Consider the following 19231-nt stretch of genomic DNA (forward strand, 5'->3'; position numbering starts at 1 on the left):
CCGCTTCGAACGGAAGCGAAACCAGCCTGGAGAGGTGGGTGAGTGGCTGAAACCAGTAGTTTGCTAAACTGCCGTAGCTCTAAAGGTTACCGGGGGTTCGAATCCCCCTCTCCACTATAATGTTGGGTTGCGAAAGCTTCCCGTTGGGGCTCCACCCAGTAGGTAGTTTTCTAAACTCAACATTATTTTTTTCGGGGTGTAGCGTAGCCCGGTATCGCGCCTGCTTTGGGAGCAGGAGGTCGTAGGTTCGAATCCTGCCACCCCGACATTTGTTTACCCCGTTTTCGACCCCGTAGCTCAGCTGGATAGAGCAACTACCTTCTAAGTAGTCGGTCTTTGGTTCGAATCCAAACGGGGCCACTTCCGTTCGATGCAAAAAAGCTTCTCAGGTCCACTGAGAGGCTTTTTTGTGGCCAATGGTGCCAACAAATGGCCAAATGTTGGCACCGTTGTGGCTCTACTGTGGCTACTAAAAAAGCCCTCCGCGTTTAGCGGAGGGCTTTTTTAGTTTCAAGGCACTTTTTGCAAGTCAGGGAAAATTCACGGCAGGCCCAAAAAACGGGGCCCTTGGCACGAGCAGAGTTAGGGTTGCATCACCCCAACGCTCGGGGCTTTGCTCAGGTCCTCCACTATTGCTGTGGAGTTTGTTGGCTCCGGGAAGGCTTAAGGTGACGTTTCAACGAATCGAGGTGGGGCAGCGCGCGGACGCGGGCCGAGGCCGCCAATTCCTGCCGAAGTTGAAGCAGCTGCAGTTGGCGCTCCATTTGTTTGCGGGCAACATAAGCATCGTAGGCTTGGTCGAAAGCGTTTCTCATGAGGTGATAGGTGAAAAGAGTTAGAATTTAAAAAGTGAAGTGGTTCTCGATAATGGGATTTATCTCACGTCAGCACTGCCGCGCAGCTCCTTGAGCTGTTGGAGTACCCGGAGCACCACCGGCAAGACCCGTTCGGCCTGGGCCTGGGTGGTCGACCAGTCGTGTAGCAAGGCACCGCACTGGCGCAAGTCTTCACTGGCGGCATGAATGGCCATGGTCAGTTCTTCGGGGAAATCGGGATTGGTTAAATGTTTTTTAGCAAGTGCCGCGCCGTGAGGTACGCCACTTGCGCCACATCCCAATCCTCCTGGCGCGAACCGTCGGCGCGGCCGATTCGGACCAGATAAGTTGCAATCCGCGTGCGCACTTCCATGGACAAGGAGTTTAAATACGAGCCTAAACATACAACCTTTCTGTGAAAAAACAGACATATACTCAGAAAATTTATTAAATTTCTGTGTGTTTTAGTTGATATCACAAATACGACGCTAGGCGAACCCAGTATTGCTGATTAATAGCACTTTGCGGCGTGCGCTACATTCTGTTTTTCAATACATTATCTTTTGTGCTATACCCGTTTTGGGCTAGATGTTACAAGGATTCCTTGTTGACCCCGCTCGATGAAGCGACAATTCAACCACAAGACAGGCCTGTGCCTCTCCTATGGGCTTGGCCGCGAAAAAGGGCTGAGAGATTTTCTGCCGCACGGCTTCCGGAGTGCCCGGCGTTGCTTACAGCCGGATGATGTCCTGGCTGGTTTCCTCACGGGGAGTGCCCACGCACACCTCGGGCCAGGGGTTAAACTGGCCTAGTTAGAACTTACCCATATAGAGCTCGGCGTTGAAGCTCGGGGCTTGAGTGCAGAAACTAAGGGCGCTGCGCCAGAACTGGGCGGCCGCGTGGTCGTTACCGGGCGGGACTTTTGCCGCCCTGGGAATGGCCGCGCTCCAGGGCCGGGCGGTCCCAGTGGGCCAGGTTGGCGGCGGCTTCGTAGGTGGTTTGCAGGAAGTCGAGCACAGTCGCACGAGGGTCGGCAGCCAGGCGGGCGGCTTCGTAGGGCAGGAAAAACTCGCCCATTTCGGAGCTGTAAAATGCTTCGGCCGGCCGGATGGCGGCCTGGGCCAGGGCCGGGTTGGCGGGGTAGGCATAGCTGTAGAAGGCCGCTTCCTGGCCGTTGCCGCCGGGCCACCAGCCCGCGGCGCTCTGCTCGGCCGAGTAGGATTCGCGGGTGACCCAATCGGCAAGGTTGGGCAGGCCGCCGGGGTGCGGGGAGCGGGCCGGCCCGAAAAGCGCGTCACCGCCAAGTCGAAGCTGCCCCAGAAGAAATGCACCGGGCTGCACTTGCCCATAAACCGGCTCCGAAACTCGCTCAGCACCCCATCTACTTGCACCAGCACTTGCCAGAACCGCTCCACGGCGGCGCGGTCGTAGGCACGGTGGCGCTGGTCTTTGGGAAAGGGCGTGGTGTCTTCCACTTCCACGGGCACCGGCCAGAGCTTCACGGCGATGCCGGCGTCGCGCAGCAGCGCACGGTACTGCTGGTAAAAGTCGGCTACGGAGCGGGGCGCCAGCTCCATTTCGAGGGTGCGCCCGGCGCTGGTGTGCAGCAGGAGCCGGTGCTGGTGAAAGTCAAACACGACCTCGCAGGAGCCCTCAGGGTAGGGCATGGGGCCAGTGGACAGGCCGCGGGGCGTCACGTACAGCGGCACCTGCCACCAATGGTTAATCATGGGACTGAGCGCCAGCCTGGTTTTGCCCACCATCTGGGTCCACAGGTGCAGCGTCTGCCGCGTGGCGGTCCAGGAATCGGCCGGGAGCGCGGGCCATTGGAGAGCAGGAGCTGATGGGGGCATGGCGGGGCAGATTGAGGCTCGGGCCGATGTGCGGCTCGGAGTGAAGCATCCGGTTCAGCGGACCAGTGGCCGCGAATAAGGAAGTAGGAGGGTAAGATAACAATCCGACTATGAACTCGCTGGCTTAGCAGGCCATTGCGTCGGGACGATGAAGTCCTGACTCACCAGCTGAAACGAAAATTAATTGCCATGAACTATGTATGTACATTGAATGTATGTACATTTGTAATGCCGATACGTATTGGGCTTCCACATAGGCAGCTCAATTTGGTTTCGCAATTCGTTTTCAATTTCAACCCATAACCCCTTCTTATCATGGCAACCACCTGGAAAGTAGACCCCACCCACAGCGAAGTGCAGTTCAAAGTGAAGCACTTGATGATTACCACCGTCACCGGCCATTTCAAGACGTTCGACGTGGAAGTCGTGACCGAAGGCGACGACTTCACCAAGGCGTCTTCCATCGTTTTTACCGCCGATGTGGACTCCATCAGCACCAACAACGAGCAGCGCGACACCCACCTCAAGTCGGCTGATTTCTTCGACGCCGAAACCCACGGCCAGCTTCGCTTCGTGGGCCGTCAGTTTGAAAAAACCAGCGACGACACCGCCAACCTGCACGGCGACCTCACCATTCGCGGCGTGACCAAGCCCTGACTGTGAAGGTTGAGCTGGGCGGAATCGTGGTAGACCCCTACGGCCAGACCAAGGCTGGCTTCACCGTCGAGGGCAAAATTAGCCGCAAGGAGTTCGGCCTCACGTGGAGCGCCGTCACCGAAGCCGGCTCCGTGGTGGTGAGCGACGACATCAAGCTCCTCGCCGAAATCCAGCTGGTGAAGCAAGCCTAATTCGGCCCAATTCTGCCGGCCCGGCACGTACGGGCCGGCCCCTTCTTTCACACCGCTTCCTGTTTCTTTCGATGGCACAATCCGTTTTGCACCGCGCCGCCACGCGCGGGCACGCCAACCACGGCTGGCTCAATTCCTACCATACGTTCAGCTTTGCCGGGTACCAGAACCCCGAGCGCATGCACTTCGGCGCTTTGCGCGTGCTCAACGACGATACCGTGGCCGGCGGCATGGGCTTCGGCAAGCACCCGCACGACAACATGGAAATCATCTCCATTCCGCTTTCCGGCGACCTGGAGCACCAGGACACGACTGGCCGCCAGGCCGTGATTCGGCAGGGCGACGTGCAAATCATGAGCGCCGGCACGGGCCTGGCCCACAGCGAGAAAAACCACAACCGCGACAAGGAAGTGAAGTTCCTGCAAATCTGGGTGTTCCCCAACCAGGAAAACGTAGCCCCGCGCTACGCCCAGCAGAGCTTCCGGCCCGAAGACCGGCACAACAAGCTCCTGCAAGTGGTGTCGCCCTCGCCCGACGACCATGGCGTCTGGATTCATCAGGACGCGTGGTTTCACCTGGGCCAGGCTCGACCAGGGCTTCCGCACCGATTATCAGCTCAAGAAGCCCGGCAACGGCGTGTATGCGTTTGTGCTGGAAGGCGATGTGACCATCAACGGCGAGGCTTTGCACCGCCGCGACGGCCTGGGTGTCTGGGAAACCGACACCCTAACCATCCAGGCCGACAGCAACGCCGAAATCCTGCTGATGGAAGTGCCGATGGAGTTTTAATGGAATGGATTGGTTGCTGAATCAGCCTTGGCGCGAAAAGAACGGCCATGCTTCATCTGGCGTCCGCTTGTCAAACCGGAGGTAGGCGTAGCTAAGCATCTCTGCGCAACTAATCCTAGTCCGCTGTCATGCTGAGGCACGAAGCATCTCCTCACCGACAAACTAATCGTTGAGCCGTGAGAAGATGCTTCGTGCCTCAACACGATAGACGATTGGGTTACTGCCACACGCGAGATGCTTCGGCTCCGCTCAGCATGACGTTCTTGTTTTTTGGAACAAGTCTAATGAAAAACGGCGGCCTGTGGGCCGCCGTTTTTGTTCTGCCGTTTCCGCCCGATTCCGAAGCTGGCTCAATTTTATCCGGGGCCATGTACAAAGCCAGAAGCGGCTATGTCCACCTCATAATATCCGCGCCGGGCGCACCCTACGGTTGGGTTTTTCGCTTGGTAGCCAGTTGCCTACGCCCATCGCGTCCATGGTTGAACCCCTGACCAACCGCGCGCGGACATCGCGCACCAGGTGAAGGAGGTCATCCTACAGCAAAAGCCGGCCGTGTACGATGTGCTCGTGCATATTGAGCCACAGTAAGCTTGCTGCCGGAGGGGCGGTACGGAGCGGTGGCTCAGGCCGGCGGTTCCTGGCCCTGCGGGGTGGATTTTCAGGGTTGTGGCCTCTTCAGGCAAATTATTGGGCCCTTTTATTGTAACCTTGCCCAACGCAAACCGCGCCCTCACTTCCGAAAAATGAAACAACATTTACAAAAGCCATTTGCTCCGGTATTGCTTGGCCTGCTTACCTTGTGCGCTCCGGCCGCAGTAGCTCAACGAACCGCGCCCGGCGCCAAAACCACCAAATCCGCGGCTGCAGCCAAGCCGGCCGGCGCGCTGTCCTCGATGACCAAGGGCCTGCAGAAATTCGACGGTTACTTCCCGTTTTACTACGACCCGAAAACCGGTAAAATCCTGCTGGAAGTCGAGCGCTTCGACCAGGAGTTTCTGTACTTCGGCTCGCTGGCCAGCAGCGTAGGCAAAGGCATCGAGCGGGGCCAGAGCAGCGCCAACATCGTCAAGTTTATCAAGGTGGGCGGGAAGGTGCTGCTCGTGCAGCCTAACTACGAGTACCGGGCGGTGACCGACAACGCCGACGAGCAGCGCGCGGTGGACAACGCATTTGCCAAGTCCGTCATTTGGGGGTTTGCGCCAGTGGCCACCCAGGGCACCAAAGTGCTGCTCGACCTGACCCCGTTTCTGGTGCGCGACAGCCAGAAAATCGCCGAAGGACTGGGCAGCCGCGGCTACCAGGGCCCCGGCGCCAGCCTCATGGGCGGGCCGGGCAGCGGGCCGCCCATCGTGTACAAAGTAGACGAGTTGCGCTCGGCCGTGTTCCTGGAAAATACCCGCAACTTCCCCAAAAACTCGGAGTTCGAAGCCATGGTCACGTTCACGAGCGCAGCCGGCCGTGGGGCCGACAACTCCCTGGCGCCGGACCCCAGCGCCGTGACGGTGCAGATGCACCAGGCGTTTATTGAGCTGCCGGAAAAGGGATTCCGCCCCCGCAAGTTCGACCCCCGTTCCGGCTTCCAGGACTTCAGCTACCTGGACTTTGCCGCGCCCATGAGCCAGCCCCTGGCGCAGCGGTTCATCGTGCGGCACCGGCTCGAAAAGAAAGACCCCACGGCGGCCATCAGCGAAGCCGTGAAGCCCATTGTGTACTACGTGGACCGGGGCGCGCCGGCCAGCATCAAAAAAGCGCTGCTGGAAGGCGGCGCCTGGTGGAACCAGGCCTTCGAGGCGGCCGGCTTTAAAGATGGTTTCCAAATCAAAGAATTGCCGGTGGGGGCCGACCCCATGGACATCCGGTACAACATGGTGAACTGGATAAACCGCTCAGGCTCGCCCCGGGCGTATTCGTACGGGTACAATTACGTGGACCCGCGCACGGGCGAAATCCTCAAGGGCGTGGTGTCGTTGGGCGCTGACCGGCACCGGCAGGACTACCTCATTGCCGAAGGCCTGCTGCAGCCCTACGAAGACGGCAAGCCCGTGCCCGACCAGATGGAGCAGCTGGCTTTGGCGCGCATTCGGCAGCTCTCGGCCCACGAAATTGGGCACACGCTGGGGCTGCACCACAACTTCACGGCCAGCACCAAAGAGCGGGCTTCGGTGATGGATTATCCGTTCCCAAGGTTCAGCCTGCAGCCCGACGGTAGCTTGGATATATCGCAGGCCTACGCCACGGGCATCGGCAGCTGGGACAAGCGCGCCGTGACCTGGGGCTACCAGCAATTCCCGAAAGACACCGACGAAAACGCCGCCCTCAACGCCATCATGCAGGAAACCCTGCAGCAGGGCCACCGATTTATTCCCGACATCGGCGGCTACGCGCACCCGGCCGCCAACCAGTGGGAAGACGGCACCGACCCCGTAGCCCAATTGAACTCGCTGATGAAGGTGCGGCGGCAAGTGCTGGACAAGTTCTCCGAAAAAGCCATTCGCGCGGAGTCGCCCATGGCCACGCTGGAAGAAGTGCTGGTGCCCATGTACCTGCTGCACCGCTACCAGGTAGAAGCCGTGGCCAAGTCCTTGGGGGGCAGTACTTCACCCACGCCGTGAAAAACGACGGGCAGGCCCCCACCCAGATGGTGGACCCCGCCGTGCAGTGGCAGGCCTTCAATGCCCTGCTCGCGACCATCACGCCGGCCGCGCTGCAGCTGCCCGAGGCGCTGATTGCCAAGATTCCGCCCCGGCCCTCGGGCTACCCGGCTACGTTGGAAACCTTCGGGCGCTACACCGGGCCCACGTTCGACCCACTGGCCGCGGCCGAAGCGGCCGCCGGCCCCACCATTGCGGCTGTCCTGAACCCGCAGCGGGCCGCGCGCCTCATTGAATACCAGGCCCGCGATAGCAAGCAGCCCGGTTTTCAGCCCGTGGTCGAGCAATTACTGGCCAACACCTGGCGCGCGCGGCCCGAAACCGGCTATGCCGGCGCCCTGCAAACCGTAGTCAACAACCTAACTCTGCAGCACCTCTTGCAGCTCGCGGCCAACCCCGGGCGGCAGCCAGCGTGCGCGGACAGTCCCTGGTAGCCATAGAAGGCCTGGAAAAGTGGATGCGCACCCAGGCCAAACGGAGCAAGGGCGCCCAGCAAGCCAACGTGTTGTTCGGCTTGTCGCAAATCGAGCAGTTCCGCGCGGAGCCCAACAAGTTCACGCCCGCGCCCGCCGTGGAAATGCCTCCCGGGGCTCCCATTGGCATGCCAAGCATGGATTTCATCGACTAGCATATTGAGCTAAAACAGAGTCCCCGAAGGTGCTTCCTCAGCAGAAGAAGCACCTTCGGGGACTCTGTTTTAGCTCAACTTAGTTGGTCTTCGATTGAGCGGGGGCCGGGCGCCCTTCGGGCTGCAGGTAGGTGTCCATCCAGTCCAGCCAGAAGCGGTTGCGCTCGCGCTGCCGCACGGGGTCGCTGGCGTTGTGGGCCGCCACGGGCCAGGCTATGAACTTTGTAGTCACGCCGTTGTCCTGCAGCGCGTGGTACAGCTTGTACGACTGCGTGATTGGTACGCGCGGGTCGCCGGTATTGGCCAGAATGAGGGTGGGCGTACGGATGCGATTGGCGGCCGTAATGGGCGACTGCTCCTGGTAGGCGCGGGTGTTTTCCTCGCTGAGCCAGGGCGAGGGGCCGATGGCGGCCGCCCGCTGAATGTTGCTGTCGCCCAGGTTGTATTGGTCCATCCAGTCGGTGACGGAGGCGCCGGCTACGGCCGCCTTCCAAGCGTTGGGGTAATGGCCCAGCAGCCACACGGTCATGTACCCTCCGTAGGACCAGCCGCTTACGCCGATGCGGCTGGTGTCGACTATGCCGCTGCGCTTGAGCCTGAGCCAGGCCCGCCATCACATCGCGGCCGGGGCCGGCGCCGGCATCCTTGTAAATGGCGGCTTTGTAGGCGTTACCCAGGTTGTCGCTGCCGCGGTAGTTGGGCTCGAATACGAAGTAGCCGCGCCCCGCAAACAGCTGCGACAGCGACGAGAAAGTAGCCGTGGATGCAGCCGTGGGCCCGCCGTGAATGACGAGCACCAAGGGGTATTTTTTGCCCGGGGTGTAGTTGGCCGGATACGTCAGCTCGCCGTCGTTCGTCACGCCGTCCGACTGCCAGGTGAGGGTTTGGGCCTTGCCCAACTGCAGCGTTTTCACCTCGCGGTGGAAATCGGTGAGTCGCTTGGGTTTGGCCGACGTGGAGGCCATGTAAAACAGCTCGGCCGGCTGGCCGGGGTCGGTGCCGATAAAGGTCAGCTGGCCCTTGCGCCCCACGGTGACGTCGACCCAAAACGACCAGTTGGGGCTGATGGTGCCCAGCGCCAGTTTGCGGGCCGCGCCGCCCTTGGCTGGCTGCAGCCACAGGGACGTGCGGTTGCCGTCGAGCCCGCCCAGCAGCAGGGACTTGCCGTCGGGCATCCAGATAGACCGGAATACGTCGCGGTCCAGCGTGGGCGTCAGGTCCTTGCCTTCGCCGCCCGACACAGGCGCCACCCATACCTCGTTGATGTTCATGGTATTGCCCTGGCGCGGGTACCAGTAGGCCAGCTGTGAGCCGTCGGGCGAGAAGGACGGGTAGCCTTCCAGCATCTTGCGGCCCGTGAGCGGGCGGATGGCGCCGGTGGCCACGTCCAGCAGCTGAATGGTGCGCTGGTTGCTGTTGCCGGAATGGGGCGTGGGCACTTGCACGAAGGCCAGCAGCTTCCCATCGGGGCTCCAGGACAGGGGCGAGGAGGGCGCCCCTGGCGGAATGGTGACAGGCAGGCTCCAGGCGCCGGAAGTGAGGCGCTTGGGAGCCCGCCGGCCGCGGGCACCAGCCAGATGTGCGAGGGCGTAGGGGCCGCGGTCAGAAACAAGTCGTTGTTGCCCACCTCGAAGGCGTCGTAGCCTTTGTCGGGCGGGCCGGCGGCGTTGGAGGGCGCATCGGCCGTGACGTAGGCGAGGGCCTGGCCGTCGGGCCGCCAGGCGTAGTGCTGCACGCCCTTGCGGGTCCGCGTCACCTGGCGCAGCTCCCCGCTGGGCATGGTCTGGATGTAGAGCTGGGGCAGGGAGTCTTTGCCGGTGCCGGTTTTGGCCAGAAAGGCCAGCTCGCGGCCGCTGGGCGACCACCGGGGCTGGGTCAGCCCGCTACGCCGCTCCGCGACGGTGCGCTGCGAGCCGTTGGCCACCGACACGAGCATCAGGCTGGTATAAAAGCGGTTGTCGGCATAGTCGGGCTTCGAGACGACCACGGCGATGCTTTTGCCATCGGGCGAAAACTGCGGGTCGGAGAGGCCGGTGAGCTTGGCCAGGTCTGCCACTCGAACGGTCGGGTTTGGGCTCGCAGGCCCGGCAGCGGCAATAGAAACAGCCACAGGAACGCGGCACGCCAAGGGAAGAGCTTATTCATGGGGAAAGATGAAAAGTAAAAGTTGAAATGATTCAACTTCCAAACAAGGTACAGAATGAGAGGCAGTTGAGCAACGTTATTCATAATCGGCGTAGCCTATTCGGTTTGAAGTTTGCCTGGGTGTGACAGTCCAACCGGGCGGCTTGGGCTTTGCGGGACTCCAACCATATAGCGCAAGAATGTATGCTGGCTGAAGCCGGTTTTGTTTTCTGGAATCCGGCAGCGGCTGAAGCATCATGAGAAACAAGCATGCGAGTAGAGCAAGAAAAAGTGAGCACCGGGGAATCCGAGGCCCGGCTATATTTGAGTTCGACAACTGCCAGAAACCGGCTGAAATCAGCTCAATTTCTGGCGATTACACCTTTGTTGTGGCCCGCGCATGGCAGCCTTTCTCAGTATTGCCAGGAAATTCCAGCTCAACCGGCCAGCCAACACCTTTTCCTGCCCTGTGAAATCAATCTTTAGCCTTTTCGCCTTGCTGTTTATGCTCACTGCCGCGCACGCCCAATCGGCGCCGGGCACGCCGGTTTTGTTCGATGCCGACTGGCGCTTTCACCGCGGCGGAGCTCAGGGCGCTGAGCGTCCTGGGTTCGACGACGGGGCCTGGCGGCCGGTGGACCTGCCCCACGACTGGAGCATCGAAGACCTGCCCAGCACCGTCTCGCCTTTAACCCCGATGCCATCAGCCAGGCCAATGGCGGCTTTACCACGGGCGGCACCGGGTGGTACCGCAAGACGTTTGCGCTGCCCGCAGGCCCGGCCGGCCAACGCCTGCAGCTGTTGTTTGAGGGCGTCTACATGAACGCCGAGGTCTGGGTCAACGGCCAGTCCCTGGGCCGCCACCCGTACGGCTACACCAGCTTCTGGTACGACGTGACCGACTTGGTGAAGCCCGGGGTCACCAACGTACTGGCAGTGCAGGTCCAAAACGAGGGCATTAACAGCCGCTGGTACTCCGGCTCGGGCATCTACCGGCACGTGTGGCTCACGGCCCGGGCGCCGGTGCACGTGGCCCAGTGGGGCACCAGCTTTACCACGCCCGAGGTCACGGCGGCCGCGGCCCAAGTGCGCGCCGCCACCACGCTGCGCAACGCCAGTGCCCAAGCCGCCGAGGTGATGCTCGTTACCCGCATTCGCAACGCCAAGGGCCAGGAAGTAGCCAAAACAGAATCGGCCCAAGCGCTGGCCGCCGGCGCGACGGTAGACGTAGCCCAGCGCCTAAGCATCAAGTCGCCCGAGCGATGGTCCGTGGACCGGCCGTATCTGTACTCGGCCCTGACCGAAGTGCGCCAGGGCGGGCGCGTGGTCGACCAGGTGGAAACGCCCATCGGCGTGCGCACCATTTCATTCGATGCCCAAAACGGCTTTCGCCTGAACGGCCAGCCGCTGAAGCTCAAGGGCGGCTGCATTCACCACGACCACGGCCCGCTGGGCTCCAAGTCCTACGACCGGGCCGAGGAGCGCAAAGTGGAACTGCTGAAAGCCAGCGGCTACAATGCCCTGCGCTGCTCCCACAACCCACCCGCGCCCGCGCTGCTCGCCGCCTGCGACCGCCTGGGCATGCTGGTCATCGACGAGGCCTTCGACTCCTGGCGCGAGCCCAAAAACCCCTACGACTACCATCTATATTTTGACCAGTGGTGGCAGCACGACGTGGCCAGCATGGTGCGGCGCGACCGCAACCACCCCTCCATAATCATGTGGAGCCTAGGCAACGAGATACCCGAGCGCGGCAAGCCCGCAGGCGTGAAAACGGCCAAGATGCTGGGCGACTACATCCGGGGCTGGACCCCACCCGGCCCATCACCGCCGCCGTGAACGGCCTGAACCCCGACAAAGACCCGTTTTTCGGCGCGCTCGAGGTGGCCGGCTACAACTACGCGGCTGGTGGCGACCACCACCAGGCTGCGATTTATGCCAAGGACCACGCCCGCGTGGCCCAACGGGTGATGTACGGCGCTGAGTCGTACCCGCTCGAAGCGTTTGGCAGCTGGATGGACGTGGTGGACCACCCCTACGTGATTGGCGACTTTGTGTGGACGGCCATGGACTACATCGGCGAGGCCAGCATCGGCTGGCTCGGGTACTGGCAGGAGCAGCGATTTTACCCCTGGAACCTGGCCTTCTGCGGCGACCTGGACATCTGCGGCTGGAAGCGGCCGCAGTCGTACTACCGCGATGCGCTGTGGAAGGAAAACCAGGTGTCGGTGTTCGTGCAGCCGCCCACGCCGTCGTTTCCGAAAAACCCCGACAAGCAGGAGTGGAGCAAGTGGGAGTGGGACGATGCCGTGGCCGACTGGACCTGGCCGGGCCAGGAAACAAGCCGTTGCAGGTCGAGGTGTATTCCTCGTGCGAGCGGGTGGAGCTGCTGCTCAACGGCCGCTCCCTGGGCAGCCGCCCCACCAGTCGCACGACCAAGTTCCGGGCCAGCTGGTCGGTGCCGTACCAGGCCGGGGTGCTGCAGGCCGTGGGCTACAAGGGCAACAAAAAGGTGGGCGTAGCCGGTGCGCTCGGCCGCAGCCCCCACGCAACTAAAGCTAACGGCCGACCGCACCACCATCGCCGCCAACGGCCAGGACTTGAGCTACGTGACCGTTGAGCCTGCTGGACAAACAAGGCGTCCGCAATCCCAAGGCGGAGGTAGGGCTGCAGTTTGCGCTCACCGGCCCCGGCACCATCGTGGGCGTAGGCAACGCCAACCCCATCAGCACCGAAAGCTACCAGCGCCCCGAGCGCAAAACCTGGCAGGGCCGCTGCCTGGTCATCATCAAGTCGAGCCCCCAGGCCGGCCCGCTCACGCTGCGCGCCACTGCCCAGGGCCTGCCGCCTGCTGAAGTCACCATAGCGTCGAAATAGATCTGCGCGCCTGCCTGTGGGTCCGGCAATGCAGTGCGTAAGTGAACATCCGTCCCCGGCGGGCAGTTGTAGCATCTTATGCCTAATTCGATGCCACAGAATATTTCACAGATACCGTTATCGGTCTTAGACCTGGCCGCCATCACCGAAGGGAAAACCGCCGCCGATACGTTTCGCAACAGCCTGGATTTAGCTCAACATGCCGAGCAATTGGGCTACAAGCGTTTTTGGCTGGCTGAGCACCACAACATGGCCAGCATCGCCAGCTCGGCCACGGCCGTTTTAATTGGGCACATTGCCGGGGGCACGTCCACCATTAGGGTGGGCTCGGGCGGCATCATGCTGCCCAACCACGCGCCGCTGGTGGTGGCCGAGCAGTTCGGCACGCTGGCCTCGCTGTACCCCGGTCGCATCGATTTGGGCTTGGGACGTGCGCCCGGGACCGACCCGCTCACCGCCCGCGCCCTGCGGCGCGATGGGCCCGGAGCGGCCGTCGATTTTCCGCAGCCTGGTGCAGGAGCTGCAGGCGTACTTGTCGGCCGAAAACCGGGGCAATAAGGTGCGGGCCGTGCCCGGCGAAGGCCTAGACATTCCCATCTGGCTGCTGGGCTCCAGCACCTACAGCGCGCAGCTGGCTGGGATATTGGGCTTGCCGTTTGCGTTTGCCAGCCATTTTGCTCCCACGCAGCCTGGAGGCGGCGCTGCAGGTGTACCGCACCACGTTCCGGCCGTCGGAGCACCTGGCCGCGCCCTATGCTGCCGCGTGCGTCAACGTGATTGCGGCCGACACCGACGCGGAAGCCCAGCGCCTGGCCACGTCCTTTTTCCAGTTTGCTCTCGGCGTTATTCGGGGCACCACCAAGCCGCTGCAGGCGCCCGTTGACAGCATGCGCGGCCTGTGGAGCGAGATGGAAGCCGAGGCCGTGGGCCACATGATGGCTTACTCCTACATCGGCGGGCCCGCCACCATACAGCAAGGGCTGCAAGCATTTGTGGCAGACACTCAGGTCGATGAGCTGCTGGCCGTGTCGCACATTTACGACCACGCGGCCCGGCTGCATTCGTACGAGCCTGCTGGCGGCTATGGGCAAAATGCAGGCCCGTGATTCGGTTTTGGAACCAGCAGCGCTGGCTATCAACTCTGAAAAATGAAATTAATGAGGTATGACGCCCTGAGCGCACGGGCCCTTGGTTAAATCCTCAGTTGCTGGCTCAATACCTTGAGAAATTGAGCTGAACTAAGTGCTTTGAAATCTGAGGAAAAAGGCCCATTCCAGCACGGGTGGGCCTTTTTCTGCGCCCTTGTTTTTGGAAATGCCGGGAGGCCGTGGCCAGCTTGCGCACGATGGCTAGAAAATAAAAAATTACAGGGATAAAAACCGCAAAATCTCGCTTAAATGGGATTAAATAAGTACTTTTGATTGTTCAGTACCTAGCAACCCGAAGGGCTGTTTTACGACCTGATTTAATCCCGCCTACATGAGCGAAACGAAAGAGAAAATGGCACAGTCGGACTATTCGGCCGACAGCATTCAAGTACTTGAAGGCTTGGAGGCCGTGCGCAAGCGGCCCAGCATGTACATCGGCGACACCGGCATGAAAGGCCTGCACCACCTGGTGTGGGAAGTAGTCGACAACTCGATTGACGAAGCCCTCGCCGGCCACTGCGACCTGATTAACGTCACCATCAACGAGAACAACTCCATCACCGTGCGCGACAACGGCCGCGGCATTCCGGTGGACTGGCACGCCAAAGAAGGCAAGTCGGCCCTGGAAGTGGTGCTCACCGTGCTCCACGCCGGCGGCAAGTTCGACAAAGGCTCTTACAAAGTATCCGGTGGCCTGCACGGCGTGGGCGTGAGCTGCGTGAACGCGCTGAGCACCGACCTGAAAGTGACCGTGCGCCGCAACGGCCACAAGTACGAGCAGGAATACAAAATTGGCTTCCCGCAGTACCCGGTGAAGGAAGTGGGCGACACCGAGGAGCACGGCACCGAGGTGCAGTTCTTGCCCGACGCCAGCATCTTCACCGAAACCGAATACCGCTACGACACGGTGGCCGGCCGCCTGCGCGACCTGTCTTACCTGAACAAAGGCATCCGCATCACCCTCACCGACCGCCGCGAAAAGCTGGCCGACGGCGAGTTCCGCGGCGAAGAGTTCTACTCGACCGGTGGCCTGCGCGACTTCGTGCAGTACCTCGACGGCGAGCAGCGCCCTTCGCTGCTGGCCGAGCCCATTTACGTGGAAAGCGAGAAGGGCGGCACGCCCGTGGAAGTGGCCCTGCAGTACAATACCTCGTACCAGGAAAACGTCTATTCCTACGTCAACAACATCAACACCATCGAAGGCGGTACGCACGTGGCGGGCTTCCGCTCGGCGGTGACGCGGGTGCTGAAGACCTACGGCGACAAGAACAAGCTGTTTGAAAAGGCCAAGGTGGAAATCACCGGCGACGACTTCCGCGAGGGCCTCACGGCCGTAATCTCGGTGAAAGTGCAGGAGCCCCAGTTCGAAGGCCAGACCAAAACCAAGCTCGGCAACTCCGAAGTGAGCGGCGCCGTGAACTCGGTGGTGGGCGAAATCCTGACGGAGTACCTGGAGGAGAACCCCAACCAGGCCAACAAAATCATGGAGAAGGTGATTCTGGCTGCTAAGGCCCGCATCGCCGCCCGCAAGGCCAAGGACATGGTGCAGCGCAAGGGCGTGCTCTCCTCCAACAGCCTGCCGGGCAAGCTGGCGGACTGCTCGGAGTCGGACCCCGAAATCTGCGAGCTGTACCTCGTCGAAGGCGACTCGGCCGGTGGCACCGCCAAACAGGGCCGCAACCGCGCCTTCCAGGCCATTCTGCCGCTGCGCGGTAAAATCCTGAACGTGGAGAAAGCCCAGGAGCACCGCATCCTGGAAAACGAGGAAATCAAGAACATGATTACCGCGTTGGGCGTGAGCTTCAACGAGCGCAAGTCGCTGGCCTTCACGACCGACGACGACGGTACCGAATCGGGCCCGCTGAACTTCAGCAAGCTGCGCTACCACAAGGTCATCATCATGACCGACGCCGACATCGACGGCTCGCACATCCGCACGCTGATTCTGACCTTCTTCTTCCGCTATATGCGCGAGCCTGGTGGACCGGGGCTTTATCTACATTGCCCTGCCGCCGCTCTACCTCGTGAAGCGCGGCAAGGAAGAGCGCTACTGCTGGACCGAAGAGGAGCGCAGCCAGGCCCAGGAAGACCTCGGCCGCGGCAAGCCCGAAACGGTGAACGTGCAGCGCTACAAAGGTCTTGGCGAAATGAACGCCGAGCAGCTCTGGACCACCACCATGCAGCCCATGACCCGCACCCTGAAGCAGGTAACGGTAGAATCGGCCGCCGAAGCCGACCACCTGTTCTCGATGCTGATGGGCGACGAAGTAGCGCCCCGCCGCGACTTCATTGAACGCAACGCCAAGTACGCGAAACTGGACGTGTAAGCCCCACGCCACTGCAAAGGCCCGCTGCAAAGCGGGCCTTTTCTTTTTGTTCACTTTTCTAAAAGCCGTCATGCTGAGCGCAGTCGAAGTATCTCTACTGCAGCAGTAAATCCTCTCGTTTGGATTACTTCCGCGGTAGAGATGCTTCGACTGCGCTCAGCATGACGGCCTGGTTTGGTGCGAATTAACTTTTATAAATCTTATGCGACAGCTGATTTCTTCCGGCGCTCCCTGGGAATATATCGTGGGCTACTCGCGGGCCGTGCGCGTGGGCAACGTGGTAGAAGTGGCCGGCACCACGGCCCAGGACGGCGACGCCGTGACGGGCGCCGATGCTTATACCCAGACCAAGCGAATATTGGAAAAAATTGGGGCGGCACTAACTGAGGCCGGTGCGTCGTTTCAAGATGTGGTGCGCACGCGCATGTACGTTACCGATATCACCCAGTGGGAAGCCGTGGGGCGAGCGCACGGGGAGGTCTTTGGCGCTATCCGGCCGGCGACGTCCATGGTTGAAGTTAAGGCGCTGATTGACCCGCGGTTGCTGGTTGAAATCGAAGCCACGGCCCTTATTTCCTTGTAAAATAGCTTACCCGGGGCCGTTTCGCCGTATTTTGCCCTGTCTTTCCTATCCACTATGAAGCTCTTCAAGTCTGCCGACCTCATTCGCAAAAGCAAGTACATCAGCCGCGACCTGAGCTGGCTGCGCTTTAACTACCGCGTGCTCGACCAGGTGCAGGACCCCAGCCGCAGCATCTTCGATAAGCTCAAGTTTCTGGCCATCACCAGCTCTAACCTGGACGAGTTTTTCATGATTCGGGTGGGCTCGCTGTACAACTATCTGGACTACGGCAAGGAGCGGATAGACTACTCGGGCCTGCGGGAGCTGCCCTTCCGGCGTAAGCTGCTGGACTTTGCGCACCGCTTCGTGAACGACCAGAGCCTGACCTATCTGAACGAGCCTGCGGCCCAACTTCGAGAAGAACGGCTTCAACATCCTGAGGATGGCCGACCTCACGGAGCTGGAAGTGAAGAAGGTGGACGGCTTTTTCAAGAACACCGTGTTTCCGCTGCTCACGCCGATGGTGTACGACGCCTACCACGGCTTCCCGCTGATGATGAACCAGATGCTCATCTTTGGGGTAGTCACGCGCATTGGCAATGGCCTGGCCATTGGGCTGGATGGCGAGGCCGAAAAAGGGCAGGAGCGGCTCACCTTCGTTCAGATTCCCCAGAACCTGACCCGCTTCTTTGAGCTCACGCGCAAGGACAAGGTCATCTTTGTGCCCATCGAAGAGGTGGTGCGCGAGTTCCTCCCGCGCCTGTTCCGCAACGTGGAGATTGTGGCGGCCAACCTGTTCCGCATCACCCGCAACGGCGACTTCACGCTGGAAGAGTCCGACGACATCGACAACGACTTCATCAAGGAAATTCAGGTTGGGCTGAAAACCCGCAAGCGCGGCCGCGTGGTGCGCGTGGAAGTGGAGCCCAACGCCTCGCCGGTTCTCATGAACGTGCTGCGCGAGCGGTGGAACATCGACAACGGCAACGTCTTCGTCATCAACTCCCTCATCGACCTGAAGGGCTTGTGGCAGATAGTGAAGCACCCTGCTTTCCGGGGCAAGACGCCCAAGCTGCCCTCGAGCGTGGCGCCCCTCAGCCTGCCCGATGGCGCCGAGGAAAACATGTTTGAGTACCTCAAGACGCACGATGTGCTCTTGCACCACCCGTATAACAGCATCGAGCCCATGGTGCGCCTGCTGGAGCAGGCCGCCGTCGACCCGCACGTGCTGGGCATCAAGCAAACCATCTACCGCCTAGCCGATGACTCCCGCGTGTCGGCCGCGCTGCTGAAGGCGGCCGAAAACGGCAAGCACGTGTCGGTGCTGTTTGAGGTAAAGGCCCGGTTCGACGAGGAGAAGAACATCCGCGAAGGCGCCCGGCTGGAGAAGGCCGGCTGCTTCGTGATTTACGGCGTGAGCAAGTACAAGACGCACACCAAGCTGCTCATGATTATCCGCAAGGAAGGGAGAAGGTGACGCGCTACGTGCACATCGGCTCGGGCAACTACAACGAGCAGACCTCGCGCCTGTACACCGACGTGAGCCTGCTCACGACCAACGACGTGTACGGCCACGACGTGTCGGAATTCTTCAACGTCATCACCGGCCACTCGCAGCCCGACGACTACGAGTATCTGATCACGGCGCCCAAAGACATGCGCCAGCAACTCATCCACCTCATCCGGGAGGAAGTGAAGTACGCCAAAAAGGCCTGCCGAGCGGCATCGTGATGAAGATGAATTCGCTCGAGGACAAGGAAATTATCGATGAGTTTTACAAGGCGGCGAAGTTTGGCGTGCCCATCCGGTTTGTGGTGCGCGGCATCTGCTGCCTGCGGCCGGGGCGGCCGGGCCTGAGCGACAACATCGAGGTGCGGAGCATTGTGGGCGAGTATCTGGAGCACACGCGCCTCTTCTATTTCCACAACGGGGGAGATGCCAAGGTGTACGCCGGCTCGGCCGATATCATGGTGCGTTCCTTCGACCGGCGCATCGAAGCGCTGTTCCTGATTGTTAATCCGCAGCTTAAACGAGAAGCCATCAATATTCTGATGATGAATATGATGGACAATCAAAATAGCTACGTGATGCGGGAGGACGGCGCCTACATTCGCCAGCACCCCGCCCCCGGCGAGCCGGTGGTAAACGTGCACAAAGACTTCTTCCGGCGCGATGAAGCCCAGCTCGCCACGGCCACTCCCGAAGGCATGCTCGCCCTGCTCGACGTACAAGCCCAGCGCCGCCTCGACGTAGCCGAAGCCCTCGGCATCGCAGAAGAAGCCGCTGCCCAGGCCGCGCTCGAAGCCAGCGAAGCCGCCGGCGACGATGCCTTCGGCGAAGGCGAGCACGAGGAGATAGAGGTGTGCGAAGACGATGCCACGCCCGTTGGACACATCGACGAGGAAGGCGTGGGGGAGTTGGTCGTTCCGAGTTAGGGCGTAGCAACCTCACCCCCGGCCCCTCTCCAAAAGAGAGGGGAGCCTGACGTGAAGGAATCAAATGAAAAGCCCTCGCTCAATATTGAGCCAGGGCTTTTTTACTTTCGGAATTGAGCTAACCCTTGTGCCGTGGCTCCCCTCTTTTTTGGGGAGGGGCCGGGGGTGAGGTTC

11 protein-coding genes, 3 tRNA genes and 7 pseudogenes are annotated in these 19231 nt (G+C 61.1%); 15 read left to right on the forward strand and 6 right to left on the reverse strand.

Translation table 11 applies throughout. From position 1 onward, the window contains the following. The first annotated feature begins 28 nt into the window (after window positions 1–28). From ACFQT0_RS15000 to ACFQT0_RS15010, 3 genes are all read left to right on the forward strand, one after another. Window positions 29–114, forward strand: a tRNA-Ser gene (locus tag ACFQT0_RS15000). 78 nt (window positions 115–192) lie between these two features. After that, window positions 193–266 (forward strand) — tRNA-Pro (locus ACFQT0_RS15005). Between the two features lie 20 nt (window positions 267–286). Continuing rightward, window positions 287–360: transfer RNA gene (locus tag ACFQT0_RS15010), tRNA-Arg, on the forward strand. A gap of 514 nt (window positions 361–874) precedes the next feature. Here the strand turns inward: ACFQT0_RS15010 and ACFQT0_RS15015 are convergent. The 3 genes and pseudogenes from ACFQT0_RS15015 to ACFQT0_RS15025 all read right to left on the reverse strand — a co-directional run bounded on the left by ACFQT0_RS15015 (window position 875) and on the right by ACFQT0_RS15025 (window position 2668). Continuing rightward, entirely contained in the window at window positions 875–1030 is a 156-nt protein-coding gene (locus ACFQT0_RS15015) for a hypothetical protein (protein ID WP_380203921.1), read from the reverse strand. Between the two features lie 29 nt (window positions 1031–1059). Continuing rightward, on the reverse strand, window positions 1060–1188 hold the full coding sequence (locus tag ACFQT0_RS15020; protein ID WP_380203923.1) for a hypothetical protein: 129 nt from the start codon (window positions 1186–1188) through the stop codon (window positions 1060–1062). Window positions 1189–1721: 533 nt separating this feature from the next. Continuing rightward, window positions 1722–2668 (reverse strand): annotated as a pseudogene (locus tag ACFQT0_RS15025) (DUF5996 family protein). 315 nt (window positions 2669–2983) lie between these two features. Between ACFQT0_RS15025 and ACFQT0_RS15030 the strand changes: the two are divergent. From ACFQT0_RS15030 to ACFQT0_RS15050, 4 genes and pseudogenes are all read left to right on the forward strand, one after another. Next, window positions 2984–3516, forward strand: a pseudogene (locus ACFQT0_RS15030) (YceI family protein). A 71-nt stretch (window positions 3517–3587) separates the two neighbouring features. Next, window positions 3588–4325, forward strand: coding sequence for a pirin family protein (locus ACFQT0_RS31670; RefSeq protein ID WP_449272067.1), 738 nt, complete (start codon window positions 3588–3590; stop codon window positions 4323–4325). Window positions 4326–5198: 873 nt separating this feature from the next. Next, window positions 5199–7390 (forward strand): annotated as a pseudogene (locus tag ACFQT0_RS15045) (zinc-dependent metalloprotease). After that, complete coding sequence (locus ACFQT0_RS15050) at window positions 7369–7584, forward strand: hypothetical protein (RefSeq protein ID WP_380203925.1); 216 nt, start codon at window positions 7369–7371, stop codon at window positions 7582–7584. The pseudogene ACFQT0_RS15045 and the gene ACFQT0_RS15050 overlap by 22 nt, the downstream one beginning before the upstream one ends. A 79-nt stretch (window positions 7585–7663) precedes the next feature. On the opposite strand, the gene ACFQT0_RS15055 is transcribed toward ACFQT0_RS15050, so the two are convergent. From ACFQT0_RS15055 to ACFQT0_RS15065, 3 genes and pseudogenes are all read right to left on the reverse strand, one after another. After that, window positions 7664–8164: an alpha/beta hydrolase family protein gene (locus tag ACFQT0_RS15055; RefSeq protein WP_380206032.1), complete on the reverse strand. Its 501-nt coding sequence runs from the start codon at window positions 8162–8164 to the stop codon at window positions 7664–7666. A 16-nt stretch (window positions 8165–8180) separates the two neighbouring features. Beyond that, a pseudogene (locus tag ACFQT0_RS15060) lies at window positions 8181–8930 on the reverse strand (S9 family peptidase); the annotation flags it as partial. Next, a complete protein-coding gene (locus ACFQT0_RS15065) occupies window positions 8852–9640 on the reverse strand; it encodes a TolB family protein (protein ID WP_380203927.1) in 789 nt (262 codons plus the stop codon). The gene ACFQT0_RS15065 and the pseudogene ACFQT0_RS15060, both read right to left, overlap by 79 nt. Before the next feature lie 537 nt (window positions 9641–10177). Here ACFQT0_RS15065 and ACFQT0_RS15070 point away from each other — a divergent pair. The 8 genes and pseudogenes from ACFQT0_RS15070 to ppk1 all read left to right on the forward strand — a co-directional run bounded on the left by ACFQT0_RS15070 (window position 10178) and on the right by ppk1 (window position 19057). Next, on the forward strand, window positions 10178–10531 hold the full coding sequence (locus ACFQT0_RS15070; RefSeq protein WP_380203929.1) for a hypothetical protein: 354 nt from the start codon (window positions 10178–10180) through the stop codon (window positions 10529–10531). Further along, window positions 10474–11547 (forward strand): glycoside hydrolase family 2 TIM barrel-domain containing protein, encoded by a 1074-nt coding sequence (locus ACFQT0_RS15075; RefSeq protein WP_380206033.1) that lies wholly within the window; start codon window positions 10474–10476, stop codon window positions 11545–11547. Before ACFQT0_RS15070 ends, ACFQT0_RS15075 begins: the two co-directional genes overlap by 58 nt. A 541-nt stretch (window positions 11548–12088) precedes the next feature. Further along, the gene (locus tag ACFQT0_RS15080; RefSeq protein ID WP_380203931.1) at window positions 12089–12328 is read left to right on the forward strand and encodes a DUF4982 domain-containing protein; all 240 of its coding nucleotides are present in this window, start codon (window positions 12089–12091) and stop codon (window positions 12326–12328) included. Continuing rightward, on the forward strand, window positions 12325–12585 hold the full coding sequence (locus tag ACFQT0_RS15085; protein WP_380203933.1) for a hypothetical protein: 261 nt from the start codon (window positions 12325–12327) through the stop codon (window positions 12583–12585). Before ACFQT0_RS15080 ends, ACFQT0_RS15085 begins: the two co-directional genes overlap by 4 nt. Before the next feature lie 90 nt (window positions 12586–12675). Beyond that, window positions 12676–13691 (forward strand): annotated as a pseudogene (locus ACFQT0_RS15090) (LLM class flavin-dependent oxidoreductase). Window positions 13692–14064: 373 nt separating this feature from the next. Further along, window positions 14065–16060, forward strand: a pseudogene (gene gyrB, locus ACFQT0_RS15095) (DNA topoisomerase (ATP-hydrolyzing) subunit B). A 202-nt stretch (window positions 16061–16262) separates the two neighbouring features. Further along, entirely contained in the window at window positions 16263–16643 is a 381-nt protein-coding gene (locus ACFQT0_RS15100) for a RidA family protein (protein ID WP_380203935.1), read from the forward strand. 54 nt (window positions 16644–16697) lie between these two features. After that, window positions 16698–19057, forward strand: a pseudogene (gene ppk1 / locus ACFQT0_RS15105) (polyphosphate kinase 1). The last annotated feature ends 174 nt before the right edge of the window (window positions 19058–19231 follow it).

Origin of the sequence: Hymenobacter humi, from assembly GCF_042665855.1 — a bacterium.
Classification (GTDB): Bacteria; Bacteroidota; Bacteroidia; order Cytophagales; family Hymenobacteraceae; genus Hymenobacter; species Hymenobacter humi.